The organism is Vibrio sp. 2132-1, from assembly GCF_033344315.1.
On the sequence record NZ_JAWPON010000165.1, the window covers coordinates 1 to 894 of the forward strand.

Sequence of the window (894 nt, forward strand, 5' to 3'; positions counted from 1 at the left end):
CAACTCGCGAATAAGTAAGGAAATCATTATGTCTAGAGAGGCGATCAAACTTGCCATTATTGGTGGTGGCAGTAGCTATACCCCGGAATTGGTTGAAGGGGTAATCAAACGCTTGGATTACTTGCCAGTTAAACAGATTCACTTTGTGGACATAGAATCCGGCGCGGAAAAGCTAGAAATCATCAAAGGCTTGGCTCAGCGGATGGTCGATAAAGCGGGCGCGGATATTGAAATTAAAGCGGATTTTGACCGCCGTGCTGCGATCAAAGGCGCTGACTTTGTCATGACTCAATTCCGTGTTGGCGGGCTTGCTGCTCGAGCAAACGATGAAAGAATTCCTATCAAATACGATGTGATCGGACAAGAAACCACAGGCCCTGGCGGATTTGCTAAAGCGCTGAGAACCATTCCGGTTATTCTTGATATCTGTAAAGACATTGAAGAGTTGGCGCCAAACGCTTGGATGCTCAACTTTACGAACCCTGCTGGTCTCGTCTCAGAAGCGGTGAGTAAGCATACTAAAGTCAAAAGTATCGGCTTATGTAATGTACCCGTCTCAATGGAAATGATGATTGCAGAGATGATGGATTGCGAGCCCAAAGAGCTACAGTTGGAGTTTGCAGGTCTAAATCATCTGGTCTGGGTACACAAAGCGTGGCTGAAAGGCGAAGACATCACTCAAACCGTCTTAGAGAAAGTTGGAGATGGCGCTAACTTCAGTATGAAGAACATTTGGGAAGAGCCGTGGGATCCGGCATTTCTAAAAGCGCTTGGTGCGATTCCTTGTCCTTATCATCGCTATTTTTACCAAACAGACGCTATGTTGGCAGAAGAAAAGCAGAGCGCAGGTGAAAAAGGGACTCGCGCAGAGCAAGTCATGGAAACCGAAAACGC

The 894-nt window shown here is 46.8% G+C and carries 1 protein-coding gene; it reads left to right on the forward strand.

What is annotated here, in order from left to right:
* Positions 1 to 28: 28 nt before the first annotated feature.
* Positions 29 to 894 (forward strand): 6-phospho-beta-glucosidase (locus tag R8N47_RS24170; RefSeq protein ID WP_318185973.1); only part of this gene is annotated, 866 nt, incomplete at its 3' end.